Origin of the sequence: Streptomyces johnsoniae (assembly GCF_031845565.1) — a bacterium.
GTDB lineage: Bacteria > Actinomycetota > Actinomycetes > Streptomycetales > Streptomycetaceae > Streptomyces > Streptomyces johnsoniae.
The window spans coordinates 81075-94961 of record NZ_JAVREV010000008.1; the positions used below are offsets into that span (position 1 = coordinate 81075).

The 13887-nt window shown below is 70.3% G+C and carries 1 protein-coding gene; it reads right to left on the bottom strand.

The features are described from left to right. Positions 1-50 precede the first annotated feature (50 nt). On the bottom strand, positions 51-13886 hold the full coding sequence (locus RM779_RS16230; protein WP_311618404.1) for a type I polyketide synthase: 13836 nt from the start codon (positions 13884-13886) through the stop codon (positions 51-53). Position 13887 lies beyond the last annotated feature (1 nt).

Here is a 13887-nt window from a genome sequence, read left to right on the forward strand (position 1 = left end):
TGGGGTGGAGGAGTGGGGTGGAGCCAGCGGGACCGCCGGGACCGGCAGGGTCAGTTGATTCCGGGGTCGTCGAGTTCGTCCTCCAGGAGCGCGAACATCTCTTCGGCAGTGGCTTCCTGGAGCTTGCGCTTCCCCGCATCGCCCGCGGCCGACTCCGCCGGCCCCTGGTCGGATCGAAGGGTCCGGAAGCGCTGGGCCAGCGCCTCCAGATGCGCGGCAATCTCGTCGCAGGCCGCGTCGTCCGGCGGGGTGATCCCGGCGGCCAGGCGGTCGAACTGGCCCAGCATGGCGGAGTGGCTGAGCAGCTCGTTGCCGAACAGTTCCGTGAGCAGGTAATCGGCCAGGGCCGTCGGGTTCGGGTGGTCGAACACCGCCGTGGAGGGCAGCCGCACCCCGGCAGCGGTGTTCAGCCGGTTCCGCAGCTCCACCGCGGTCAGCGAATCGAAGCCGACATCCCGGAACGCCCGCTCGGCCGGCATGTCGGTCACCGACTCGTACCCCAGCACGGCGGCGGCGTGGGAACGCACCAGCTCGATGACCGTCTGACGGCGCTCGTCCAGCGGCAGTCCGGCCAGCTTGGAGACGTACTCGCCGCGCGCGGCCGCCTGCGCGTCCGCCGATCCGACCGGATCGAACTCCTCGCGCGCCTCCGGGATCGTCTCCAGCAGCGGACGCGGACGGGCCGCGCAGAACACCGGCGCGAACTTCTGCCACTCCACATCGGCGACCGCCATGAACGTCTCGTCCTCGCTGAGGATTTCGCCCAGCGTGTCCAGCGCCCGGCCCGTGTCCATGAAGCTCATGCCCTGCCGCCGCAGCAAGCTGGGCGTTACCTGCCCCACGCCCTGGTCCAGGGTGGCGTCCACCGCGTCCCAGTCCCGGCTGTTCCACACGCCCCAGGCGACGGACGTGGCCGGCAGGCCACGGGCCCGCCGCTCCTCGGCCAGCGCGTCCAGATAGGCGTTGCCCGCCGCGTAGGCGCCGTGGTCGTTGCTGCCCCACGTCGCCGAGATCGACGAGAACAGCACGAACTCGTCGAGGTCGAGAGCGGCCGTCGCCTCGTCCAGGTGCAGCGCCCCGCGGGCCTTCGCCCCGAGCGCCACCGAAAGGCCCTCCCGGTCGGTGTCCTCCACCCGCGCCAGGTAGGGCAGGTTCGCCGAGTGCAGCACGGTCGACAGGCCAGGACCGGACTCCTCGATCCACCTGACCAGGTCCGACACCTGCTCGCGCGCGCCCAGGTCGCAGCTGATCACCTCGACATCCGACCCGGCGTTCGCCAGGGAAGCGGCCAGCCCGGGAACACCCGACGCGGACGGACCCGAACGGGACGTCAGCACGACGCGCGGCGCGCCGCGATCGGCGAGCCAACTCCCGATGTGCGGGCCGATCGAGCCGGTGCCGCCGGTCAGCAGCGCCGTGCCTCGCGGAGTCCACTCCGCGGCTTCCGCTCGACGCGCCTCGGCCCGCACCAGACGCCGGACGAACACGCCCGAGGGCCGCAGCGCGACCTGGTCCTCACGACCGTCCGCGAGAACCGCGGTCAGCCGGGCCGCGCTCTGGGCATCGAACTCCGCGGGCAGGTCGATCAGACCGCCCCAGAAGTCCGGGCGTTCCAGGCCGACCGCACGGCCAAGACCCCACACCTGCGCCTGCGCCGGGCTGGTCGTCGCCTCACCCGCACCCGTCTGCACCGCACCCCGCGTCACCACCCACACCGGAGCCTGCACCCCGGCCCGAGCGAGGACCCGCACCAGGTCCACCGTCGCCGCCGTGCCACGCGGCACCCACGGATACTCCGCATCCGGCGACTCATCCAGCGCCAGCAACGACACCACACCACTCACACCCGCCACCACGGACGCGTCCAACTCCTCAGGCCCGGCAACCGCAACCACCTCGGCACCATGCCCCGCCAGCACACCGGAGATCACCGACGCATCCGGCGCCTCACCCACCAGCAGCCACGTCCCCGACAGCGAAGCAGCAACGCCGTCCCCGCCGGTCTGCTCCCAGGCGATCCGGTAACGCCAGTCGTCCCTGGACCTGGCAGCGCGCCTGGCCTCCGGCACCTCGGGCCAGTAGCGGCTCCGTTGGAACGCGTAGGTCGGCAGCTCGACGGTCTCGCCACCGCCCAGCACACCGGCCCAGTCGACCGGGACGCCCTGGGCCCAGGCCTCGGCGAAGGAGGTCAGCAGGCGCTCGGCGCCGCCCTTCTCCCGCCGCAACGTACCGACCGTGACCGGGAAGGACTCCTCCAGCGTCCCGGAGACAGCCTGAATGAGTGCCGGGTGCGGGGACGTCTCGATGAACACGCCGTGCCCCGACTCACCCAGAGTCCGCACCGCCCGCTCGAACTCCACGGTCTCCCGCAGCGAAGCGAACCAGTAACCCGCGTCCATCTCCGGACCCGACAGCCACTCCCCGCTCATCGCCGACACCATCGGGATACGCGCCTCACCCGGAACGATCCCCTCCAAAGCGGTCAGGATCTCCTCGCGCAACTCCTCCACCTGCACACTGTGCGAGGCATACGCAATCGGAACCCGCGAAGTCCGCACCGACTCACCACAGGACTCCTGTAGCTCGCGCAGCGCATCCGGCTCACCCGACACCACCGACGACAACGGACCGTTCACCGCCGCGAGCGACAACCGCTCCCCGAACGGGGCGATGCGCTCGCGCACCGCATCGGCCGACTCCGCAACCGACAGCATCCCCCCACGCCCATCCAGCGCACTCAACGCCCGCGCACGCAACGCCGCCACCTTCGCCCCATCCTCCAACGACAACACCCCAGCCACCGTCGCCGCCGCAATCTCCCCCAGCGAATGCCCCACCACCGCATCCGCCACCACACCAGCCGCCTCCCACACCCCGGCCAGCGCCACCGTCACCGCCCACAACGCCGGCTGCACCACATCCGCAGCCTCAAAATCATGCCGACCCGCCAGCACATCCCCCAACTCCCACTCCACGAAGGGAGCCAGAGCCGCGGCACACTCCGCGAGCCTGGCCGCGAAGACCGGCGAGGACTCGGCCAACTCCCGGCCCATCCCCGCCCACTGACTGCCATGCCCGGGAAAGACGAACACCGTCTTCCCCACACCAGCCGGAGCGACCTCACCAGTCACCACACCCGACGCGGGCTGGTCGGTGGCCACCGCGGCCAGCCCTGCCAGCAGCACCTCACGCTCCGCACCCAACACCACCGCACGATGCTCAAACACCGAACGCGTCACGACCAAAGAGCGCGCCACATCAGACGCCGCCAACTCCGGCCGCCCGACCACATGCTCCCGCAACCGGCCCGCCTGACCAGCAAGCGCCACCGCACTACGACCCGACACCACCCACGCCGGAACACCAGACGACAACACCGGCAACCCCGGCTCGCCCTCGCCCTCGCCCTCCGGCGCGGGCTCCGCCGCAGCCTCAAGCGGCGCCTCTTCAATGATCACGTGCGCGTTCGTGCCGCTGATACCGAACGCCGACACACCCGCCCGCCGCGGCCGGTCACCCGCCGACCACTCCCGCGTCTCCTGGAGCAGCTGCACGTTCCCGGCCGACCACTCCACGTGTGTGGACGGCGTCTCCGCATACAGCGTCTTCGGCAGGACACCGTTCTGCATCGCCAGCACCATCTTGATCACACCGGCGACACCCGCCGCCTGCTGGGTGTGCCCGATGTTCGACTTCACCGACCCCAGCCACAACGGGCGGTCCCCGTCGGGCCGTTCCTGCCCGTAGGTGGCCAGCAGGGCACCGGCCTCGATCGGGTCACCCAGCTCCGTGCCCGTACCGTGCGCCTCCACCACATCAACATCAGCCGCGGAGACCTGCGCGTTCGCCAGCGCCGCACGGATCACCCGACGCTGCGAAGGACCATTCGGCGCCGACAAACCGTTCGACGCACCATCCTGATTCACCGCACTGCCACGGATCACCGCAAGCACCTGATGCCCGTTACGCCGTGCGTCCGACAGACGCTCCAGCATGACCATGCCCGCACCCTCGCCCCAGCCAACGCCGTCGGCCTCGTCCGAGAACGCCTTGCACCGGCCGCTGGAGGCCATACCGCCCTGCTCGGAGAAGTCGAGGAAGGCGCCCGGCAGGGCCATGACCGCGACACCGCCGGCCAGCGCCATCGTGCACTCACCAGCCCGCAGAGCCTGCACCGCCTGGTGCAAAGCCACCAGAGAGGAGGAGCAGGCCGTGTCCACCGTCACCGCCGGACCCGTCAGACCGAGGCAGTACGAGATCCGGCCGGAGACGACGGAGGAGATGGTGCCGGTGAGCCGGTAACCGTTCAGGCTCTGGTCGTCCACCGGCAGGCTGCTGTCGTAACCCGAGTGGCTGGCGCCGATGAAGACACCGGTGGCCGAGCCGTGCAGCGAGGACGGCGCCAGACCGGCCCGCTCGACTGCCTCCCAGGAAGTCTCCAGCAGCAGCCGCTGCTGCGGGTCCATCGCCAATGCCTCACGCGGACTGATCCCGAAGAACCCGGCATCGAACTCCGCGGCGTCGTAGACGAATCCGCCCTGCCGGGTGTAAGCCTCCCCGGCACGGATCGCCTCACCGCCGAACTCCTCCTCGAACACCTCCCAGCCACGGTCGGTCGGGAACCCGCCCACCGCATCCGTGCCCGCAACCAGCAAGTCCCAGAACTGCTCGGGACCGCGGACATCACCCGGGTAACGGCAGCCCATACCGACGATCGCGATCGGCTCGCCACCGGCCGCGGCCACCACCTGCACCGCACCCTCGGACCCGGACTCGGCCGAGCCGACGAGTTCACCACGTATGTACTCGGCGAGCACCGCGGCGTTCGGGTAGTCGAAGACCATCGTCGAAGGCAGCCGCACACCCGCCGCCGCCGACAAGCGGTTCCGCAGCTCGACCGCACTTGACGAATCGAAGCCCAAGTCCTTGAACGCCCGCTGCGGCAGCACATCCGCCGCCGACTCATGCCCGAGCACGGCCGCCGCGTTACTGCGCACCAGATCCGTCAGTACCTGCCGCTGCTCACCCACCGGCATACCCGACAGCCGCGCCGTCAGCTCCGACGTGTCCGCCGAGACACTGGGCTCCGCTTCGGCCGCGAGGATCGCGCGGACCTCGGGCAGGGCGGACAGCAACGGGCTGGGGCGATGCAGGGTGTAGGTCGGCACGAACTGCGCCCAGTCGAAACCGGCAACCGCGACCGCACCCTCACCCGCGTCCAGCACCTGGCCCAGAGCCCGCATCCCGCGCTCCGCGTCGATGCCCTCCATGCCGTAGTGCAGCAGCCGGTCCCCGCCTTCACTGGCAGCCATGCCGACGCCGGCCCACAGGCCCCACGCCACCGAACTGGCCGCAAGACCACGGCCCCGCCGGCTGTCACACAGCGCGTCGAGGTAGGCGTTCGCCGCCGCGTAAGCGCTCAGCCCGCCACTGCCCCAGGTGCCCGCTCCGGAAGAGAACAGCATGAACGCGTCCAGGTCCCGGTCCGCGGTCAGCTCATCCAGCACCGCCGCACCACCGGCCTTCGCCGACAGCATGGCCGACAGATCAGCCGCCTCGACTTCCGCCACCAGTTTGCCGCTGCTCAGCCCGGCGGCGTGCATCACCGACGACAGACCCACACCCGTGGCGTCCATCCACGCCAGCAGCGCACCCGTCGCCTCACGATCCGCCACATCGGAAGCGACCACGTCCACCGCCGCACCCGAAGCAGCGATCGAAGCAGCAAGCCCCGCCACCCCCGCGGCCCCTGGGCCGGACCGGCTGGTCAGCACCACCCGCTCCGCACCACGCTCAGCCACCCAACCCGCCGTAATCGCACCCACACCACTCGTCCCACCCGTCACCAGCACCGCACCCCCAGGCCGCCACTCCTCCCCCACCACAGGACGACCCGCACGCTCCAACCGACGACCCAGTACCCCACCCGAACGCACCGCAACCTGATCCTCGCCACCATTCGCGAGCACCCCGACCAGCCGCGCACCCACCCGCCCATCGAACTCCGCAGGCAGATCAACCAGACCACCCCAGCGCCCGGCCAACTCCAGCCCCGCCGTCACACCCAGACCCCACACCTGCGCCTGCACCACACTGGTCGGCACCTCACCCGCGCCCGCGCCCACCGCACCCCGCGTCAACACCCACAACGGAGCCTCCACCCCAGCACCGCCCAACGCCCGCACCAACTCCACCGTCGCCACCAGACCAGCCGGAACCACCGGATACTCCGGATGCCACGCCTCCGACATCGCCAACGTCGACACCACACCCGCGACTCCGCCAGCCACCGACGCATCGACCCCGGCCGGGCCAGCGACAGTGACCACCTCGGCACCACACCCGGACAGCGCCTCCGCAACAGCCTCGGCATCCGCCCCCTCACCCACCACCAGCCACGACCCCGACAACACCACACCCGACTCCACCACCGGAACCGGCACCCACGAAACCCGATAACGCCAATCAGCAACCTCCGCATCCACCCGACTCCGCCGCCGGTAATCGACCAGCGCAGGCAACACGGCTGCCAGGCTGTCACCGTCATCGACATTCAACGTGGCAGCAAGCTCATCCAGGTCACCGCCCTCAACTGCCGCCCAGAACTCCGCATCGCCCTCGGAAACCACCGTCTCCGGAACGCGCTCGTCCTCCGGCCAGTAATGACGGTGCTGGAACGCGTAGGTCGGCAGCTCGACGGTCTCGCCACCGCCCAGCACACCGGCCCAGTCCACCTCAACACCCCGGACCCAGGCCTCGGCGAATGAGGCCAGCAGACGCTCGGCACCACCGTTATCCCGCCGCAACGTACCGACGACCACAGCGTCCTCAACACCCTGCACGGCATCACCTATCGCACCGGTGAGCACCGGGTGCGGAGACGTCTCCACGAACACGCCGTGCCCCGACTCACCCAGCACCTGGATCGCGCGCTCGAACTCCACGGTCTCGCGCAGCGAAGCGAACCAGTAACCCGCGTCCATCTCCGGACCCGACAGCCACTCCCCGCTCATCGCCGACACCATCGGGATACGCGCCTCCCGCGGGGCAACGCCCTCCAGAACATTGAGGATCTCGTCGCGCAGTTCGTCCACCTGGGGACCGTGCGAGGCGTAGTCCACCGGAATCATCCGGGTCCGCACCGACTCACCACAGGACTCCTGCAACTCCCGCAGCGCATCCGGCTCACCCGACACCACCGACGCCGAGGGCCCGTTCACCGCCGCGAGCGACAACCGCTCCCCGAACGGGGCAATCCTGCGTCGCACCGCGTCGGCCGGCTCGGCGACCGACAGCATCCCGCCACGCCCGGCCAGCGCCGTCAACGTCCGGCTGCGCAGCGCCACGACCTTCGCCGCGTCCTCCAGCGACAGAATCCCCGCCACCGCAGCGGCCGCGATCTCACCCTGCGAGTGGCCGACCACGGCCCTGGGAACGACACCGGCCGCCTCCCACACGGCGGCGAGCGACACCATCACCGCCCACAGCGCCGGCTGCACCACATCAGCGGCCTCGAAGCCATGCCGCCCGGCCAGCACGTCCTCAAGCTCCCAGTCCACAAACGGAGCCAGAGCCACCGCACACTCCGCAAGCCTGGCCGCGAAGACCGGCGAGGACTCGGCCAACTCCCGGCCCATCCCCACCCACTGCGAACCCTGCCCCGGGAACACGAACACCGTCTTGCCAAGACCGACCGGAGCGACCTCGCCGGTCACCACACCCGCCGCGGGCTGGTCGGTGGCCACCGCGGCCAGCCCCGCCAGCAGCACCTCACGCTCCGACCCCAGCACCACCGCACGATGCTCAAACACCGACCGCGTCGCCACCAACGACCACGCCACATCAGACGCCGCCACCTCCGGCCGCCCGATCACGTGTTCCCGCAGCCGGCCCGCCTGACCAGCAAGCGCCGCGGCGCCCTGGCCGGAGACCGTCCACGCCGGAACACCGGACGACAGCACCGGCAGCCCCGGCTCGCCCTCGCCCTCCGGCGCGGGCTCCGCCGCTGCTTCCTCGTGCGGAGTTTCCTCCAGGATCAGGTGCGCGTTGGTGCCGCTGATACCGAACGCCGACACACCCGCCCGCCGCGGCCGGTCACCCGGCTGCCACTCCCGCTCGTTCTGAAGGGCCCGCACATTGCCGGCCGACCAGTCCACGTGCGTGGACGGCTTCTCGACATGGAGGGTTTTCGGCAGGACGCCGTGCTGAAGCGCCAGCACCATCTTGATCACGCCCGCGACGCCGGCCGCCTGCTGGGTGTGGCCGAGGTTCGACTTCACCGACCCGAGCCACAACGGCTGTTCATCGCGACGTTCCTGCCCGTAGGTCGCCAGCAGCGCCTGCGCCTCGATCGGGTCACCCAGCTCCGTGCCCGTACCGTGCGCCTCCACCACATCAACATCAGCCGCGGAGACCTGCGCGTTCGCCAGCGCCGCACGGATCACCCGACGCTGCGAAGGACCATTCGGCGCCGACAAACCGTTCGACGCACCATCCTGGTTGACCGCGCTGCCGCGGATCACCGCAAGCACCCGATGCCCGTTGCGCCGCGCGTCCGACAGCCGCTCCAGCATGACCATGCCGACGCCCTCGGCCATGCCCATACCGTCCGCACCATCCGCGAACGCCTTGCACCGCCCGTCCGAGGACAGCGCCCGCAGCCGCGAAAAGCCCACGAACTCACTCGGGTCGGCCATCAGCATCACACCACCGGCCAGCGCCATCGAGCACTCACCGCCACGCAGCGCCGTGACCGCCTGGTGCATGGCGACCAGCGACGACGAACACGCCGTGTCCATCGACATCGATGGGCCGGTCAGGCCCAGCGTGTAGGAGATGCGTCCCGACAACACACTCAGCGCGTTGCCGGTGATCAGGTGGGCCTGGGCGCCGGCTTCTCCGCTGACCGTCGCGACGTAACCGGAGGGGGCGGCGCCGACGAACACACCGGTGGCCGAACCACGGAGAGACGTCGGAGCCAGCCCGGCCCGTTCAATCGCCTCCCAGGAGGTCTCCAGCAGCAGCCGCTGCTGCGGGTCCATCGCCAACGCCTCACGCGGACTGATCCCGAAGAACCCGGCATCAAACTCCGCAGCCCCCGAAAGGAAACCCCCCTCCACCACATACGTCGAACCCTCAGCATCCGGGTCCGGATCAAACAACGCCTCCGCATCCCAACCGCGATCCACCGGGAACCCCGAAATCGCATCCCCACCCGAAACCAGCAACTCCCACAATTCCTCAGGACTCCGCACCCCACCCGGATAACGGCACGCCATCCCCACAATCGCAATCGGCTCCGACGGCGCCGCAGCAGCCACCGCCACCGCCTCGTCCGAGGCCGTGCCCAGCAACCGGGACAAGATCTCCTCGGCCAGCATCGTGGCATTGGGGTGGTCGAACACGGCCGTGGAAGGCAGTCGCACCCCGGCAGCGGTGTTCAGCTGGTTCCGCAGCTCCACCGCGGTCAGCGAATCGAAGCCGACATCCCGGAACGCCCGCTCGGCCGGTATTTCGGCGATCGACTCGTATCCCAGCACGGCCGCGGCGTGGGAGCGCACCAGCTCGATGACGGTCCGGCGGCGCTCGGCCACCGGCATCCCGGCCAGCCGGGACGCGTACTCCCCACGTTCCGCGGCCTGCGACTCCCCAGAGCCCGCCGGGTCGGTCGCCTCGCGCGCCTCCGGAATCGTCTCCAGCAGCGGACGCGGACGAGCCGCACTGAACACCGGCGCGAACCGGTCCCACTCCACATCCGCAACCGCGATGAACGTCTCATCATCCGCCAGGACCTGTCCCAAGGCGGACAGTGCGCGTTCGACGTTCAGGAAGTGCATGCCCTGCCGCCGAAGCCGACTGGGCGTCACCTGACCGGCACCCTGGTCCAGCACGGCGTCGACCTCGTCCCAGTCCCGGGTGTCCCACACGCCCCAGGCGATGGACGTGGCCGGCAGGCCACGGGCCCGCCGCTCCTCAGCCAGCGCATCAAGGAACGAGTTACCCGCCGCGTAGGCGCCATGGTCGTTACTGCCCCACGTCGCCGAAATCGACGAGAACAGCACAAACTCATCCAGGTCAAGAGCGGCCGTCGCCTCGTCCAAGTGCACCGCCCCGAGCGCCTTCGCACCCAGCGCCGCGGACAGACCCTCCCGCTCGGTCTCCTCCACCCGCGCCAGGTAAGGCAGGTTCGCCGAGTGCAGAACGGTCGACAGCCCAGGACCGGACTCCTCAAGCCAGGTCACCATCCCGGCCACCTGCTCACGCACACCCAGATCGCAGCTGATCACCTCAACATCCGACCCCGCGTGCGCCACCGACGCGGCAAGCCCGGCCAGACCCTCCGCGGACGGACCCGAACGCGACGTCAGCACCACACGCGGCGCGCCACGCTCAGCCAGCCACACACCGACACTGACACCGATCGAGCCCGTGCCACCGGTCAGCAGCACCGTCCCCCGCGGCTGCCAGGCCTCACGGCCACCAGCCCTCGCCTCGGCCCGCACCAGACGCCGCAGGAACACACCCGAAGGCCGCAGCGCGACCTGGTCCTCACGACCGTCCGCCAGCACCGACACCAACCGGGCCGCGCTCTGGGCATCGAACTCCGCCGGCAGATCGATCAGACCGCCCCAGAAGTCCGGGTGCTCCAGGCCGACCGCACGACCAAGACCCCACACCTGCGCCTGCGCCGGGCTGGTCGTCGCCTCACCCGCACCCGTCTGCACCGCACCCCGCGTCACCACCCACACCGGAGCCTGCACCCCGGCCCGAGCGAGGACCCGCACCAGGTCCACCGTCGCCGCCGTGCCACGCGGCACCCACGGATACTCCGCATCCGGCGACTCATCCAGCGCCAGCAACGACACCACACCACTCACACCCGCCACCACGGACGCGTCCAACTCCTCAGGCCCGGCAACCGCAACCACCTCGGCACCATGCCCCGCCAACGCATCGGAGATCACCGACGCCTCCGGCGCCTCACCCACCAGCAGCCACGTCCCCGACAGCGAAGCAGCAACGCCGTCCCCGCCGGTCTGCTCCCACGCGATGCGGTAACGCCAGTCGTCCACCGACCACGCCCGCTGCACCTCACGGACCTCGGGCCAGAACCGACGCCGCTGGAAGGCATACGTCGGCAGTTCCACAGCCGTGCCGCCGTCCAGAAGCGCCGCCCAGTCAACGGCGACACCCTGAACGTAAGCCTCGGCGAATGACGCCAGCAGACGCTCGGCGCCACCGTTGTCCCGCCGCAACGTTCCGACCGTAACCGGGGAGATCTCCTCCAGCGCATCACCTATCGCGCCGGTGAGCACGGGGTGCGGCGAGACCTCGACGAACACGCCGTGGCCGTTCCCGGCAAGAGAGCGGATCGCGCGCTCGAACTCCACGGTCTCGCGCAGCGAGGCGAACCAGTACTCCGCGTCCATCTCCGGGCCGGTGATCATGTCACCGCTCATCGCGGAGATCATCGGGATACGCGTCTCCCGCGGGGCGATGCCCTCCAGGACGTTGAGGATCTCGTCACGCAGCTCGTCCACCTGGGGACCGTGCGAGGCGTAGTCCACCGGAATCATCCGGGTCCGCACCGACTCACCACAGGACTCCTGCAACTCCCGCAGCGCATCCGGCTCACCCGACACCACCGACGCCGACGGCCCGTTCACCGCCGCGAGCGACAGCCGCTCCCCGAACGGGGCAATCCTGCGTCGCACCGCGTCGGCCGGCTCGGCAACCGACAGCATCCCGCCACGCCCCGCCAGCGCCGTCAACGTCCGGCTGCGCAACGCCACAACCTTCGCCGCGTCCTCCAGCGACAGAATCCCCGCCACCGCAGCCGCCGCGATCTCACCCTGCGAATGCCCCACCACCGCATCCGGCACCACACCAGCCGCCTCCCACACCGCGGCCAGCGACACCATCACCGCCCACAACGCCGGCTGCACCACATCAGCAGCCTCAAACCCATGCCGCCCCGCCAGCACATCCCCCAACTCCCACTCCACAAACGGAGCAAGAGCCGCCCCACACTCCGCGAGCCTGGCCGCGAACACCGGCGAAACCTCCGCCAACTCCCGGCCCATCCCCACCCACTGCGAACCCTGACCCGGGAACACAAACACTGCTCGCCCCACGCCCCCGGGGGCGACCTCACCAGTGATCACACCCGCCGCGGGTTGCTGCGTCGCCACCGCGGCCAGCCCGGCCAGCAGCACCTCACGCTCCGACCCCAGCACCACCGCACGATGCTCAAACACCGACCGCGCCGCCACCAACGACCACGCCACATCACCCACGGCGACCTCGGGCCGCCCGATCACGTGCTCGCGCAGCCGGCCCGCCTGACCCGCAAGCGCCACCGCACCACGACCCGACACCACCCACGCCGGAACACCAGACGACAACACCGGCAACCCCGGCTCTTCGTCAGCTTCCGGGGCAGGCTCGGGCTGCTCAGGGGCGCCCGGAGCCTCCTCGAGGATCATGTGGGCGTTGGTGCCACTGACGCCGAAGGCCGAGACACCGGCCCGGCGGGGCTGGTCGCCCGCGGGCCACTCCTGGTCTTCCTGGAGCAGCTGCACGTTCCCGGCCGACCAGTCCACGTGTGTGGACGGCTCCTCGGAGTAGAGGGATTTCGGCAGGAGACCGTGCCGCAGCGCCAGCACCATCTTGATCACACCCGCCACGCCCGCGGCTTCCTGGGTGTGGCCGATGTTCGACTTCACCGACCCCAGCCACAGCGGCCGGTCCTCAGCACGCTCCCGCCCGTAAGTCGCCAGCAGGGCACCGGCCTCGATCGGGTCGCCCAGCGCGGTCCCGGTACCGTGCGCCTCCACCACATCGATATCAGCCGCCGACAGCTGCGCGTTCGCCAGCGCGGCACGGATCACGCGGCGCTGCGAAGGACCATTCGGCGCCGACAAACCGTTCGACGCACCATCCTGGTTGACCGCGCTACCGCGGATCACCGCAAGCACCTGGTGCCCGTTACGCCGCGCATCCGACAGACGCTCCAGCACCACCACACCCGCACCCTCGCCCCAGCCGATGCCGTCCGCATCGTCCGAGAACGCCTTGCACCGGCCGCTGGAGGCCATACCGCCCTGCTCGGAAAACTCCATGAACGCGCCCGGCGAAGTCATCACCGCGACACCGCCGGCCAGCGCCATCGAGCACTCACCACCGCGAAGCGCCTGCACCGCCTGGTGCAACGCCACCAGCGACGAAGAACACGCCGTGTCCACCGTCACCGCCGGACCCGTCAGACCCAGCGTGTAGGAGATCCGGCCGGAGACCACTGATGACAGGCCACCGGTGAGGCGGTAGCCGTCCAGGCTCTGATCGTCGGCCGGCAGAACGGAGCTGTATCCGGAGTGGTTGGCGCCGATGAAGACACCGGTGGCCGAGCCGTGCAGCGAGGACGGCGCCAGCCCGGCCCGTTCGATCGCCTCCCAGACGGTCTCCAGCAGCAGCCGCTGCTGCGGGTCCATCGCCAACGCCTCACGCGGGCTGATCCCGAAGAAGGCCGCGTCGAAGTCCGCAGCGTCGTAGACGAATCCGCCCTGGCGGACATACGCCTGCCCGTTCCGGACCGCCTCGTCGCCGAACTCCTCCTCGAAGGCTTCCCAGCCGCGGTCGGTCGGGAAGTCCGAGATTGCGTCCGTGCCGGCGGTCACCAGGTCCCAGAACTGCTCGGGGCCACGGATGTCACCCGGGTAACGGCAACCCAATCCCACAATCGCGATCGGCTCGCGGGTGCCGTACTCCAGCTCCCGGATGCGTTCGCGCGCCTCGTAGTAGTCGGCCGCCAACTTCTTCAAGGCGTCGAGCATCTGCTTGTCATCAGCCACGGTGAACCCTCCTCGACAGCGCCCCAGCCTGACCACG